This is a genomic window from Janthinobacterium sp. GW823-FHT06H09 (genome assembly GCF_058794735.1).
Map to the genome: position 1 here is coordinate 1 of NZ_JBXAHC010000037.1, position 1,406 is coordinate 1,406.

The following is a 1,406-nucleotide window of genomic DNA, read 5'->3' on the forward strand; positions in this document are numbered from 1 at the left end:
CACGAAGCAATCGGAAGTGGTTCCAAGAAAAGCCTCTAAGCTTCAGTCATACGAGACCGTACCGCAAACCGACACAGGTGGGCGAGATGAGTATTCTAAGGCGCTTGAGAGAACTCGGGAGAAGGAACTCGGCAAATTGGTACCGTAACTTCGGGAAAAGGTACGCCCCGGTAGCTTGATTGGTTTACTCCATGAGGGTGAAAGGGTTGCAATAAACTGGTGGCTGCGACTGTTTAATAAAAACACAGCACTCTGCAAACACGAAAGTGGACGTATAGGGTGTGACGCCTGCCCGGTGCTGGAAGATTAAATGATGGGGTGCAAGCTCTTGATTGAAGTCCCAGTAAACGGCGGCCGTAACTATAACGGTCCTAAGGTAGCGAAATTCCTTGTCGGGTAAGTTCCGACCTGCACGAATGGCGTAACGATGGCCACACTGTCTCCTCCCGAGACTCAGCGAAGTTGAAATGTTTGTGATGATGCAATCTACCCGCGGCTAGACGGAAAGACCCCATGAACCTTTACTGTAGCTTTGCATTGGACTTTGAACCAATCTGTGTAGGATAGGTGGGAGGCTTTGAAGCGGGGACGCTAGTTCTCGTGGAGCCAACCTTGAAATACCACCCTGGTTTGTTTGAGGTTCTAACCTTGGTCCGTTATCCGGATCGGGGACAGTGCATGGTAGGCAGTTTGACTGGGGCGGTCTCCTCCTAAAGTGTAACGGAGGAGTTCGAAGGTACGCTAGATACGGTCGGACATCGTGTTGATAGTGCAATGGCATAAGCGTGCTTAACTGCGAGACTGACAAGTCGAGCAGGTACGAAAGTAGGACATAGTGATCCGGTGGTTCTGTATGGAAGGGCCATCGCTCAACGGATAAAAGGTACTCTGGGGATAACAGGCTGATTCCTCCCAAGAGTTCATATCGACGGGGGAGTTTGGCACCTCGATGTCGGCTCATCACATCCTGGGGCTGTAGCCGGTCCCAAGGGTATGGCTGTTCGCCATTTAAAGTGGTACGTGAGCTGGGTTTAAAACGTCGTGAGACAGTTTGGTCCCTATCTGCCGTGGGCGTTGGAAATTTGAAGGGGGCTGCTCCTAGTACGAGAGGACCGGAGTGGACGAACCTCTGGTGTACCGGTTGTCACGCCAGTGGCATTGCCGGGTAGCTAAGTTCGGAAGAGATAACCGCTGAAAGCATCTAAGCGGGAAACTTGCCTTGAGATGAGATTTCCCAGAGCCTTGAGCTCTTTGAAGGGTCGTTCGAGACCAGGACGTTGATAGGCTGGGTGTGGAAGTGCAGTAATGCATTAAGCTAACCAGTACTAATTGCCCGTACGGCTTGTCCCTATAACCTTAGCAGGTACAGAGGATAAGACGGTACAACGTTGCGTGTGTGTTGATAC

General features: G+C 51.3%; 1 rRNA gene. It reads left to right on the forward strand.

The features are described from left to right. Window positions 1-1,350: ribosomal RNA gene (locus tag AC1Q6X_RS27765) — 23S ribosomal RNA — on the forward strand; the annotation flags it as partial. Window positions 1,351-1,406: the final 56 nt, after the last annotated feature.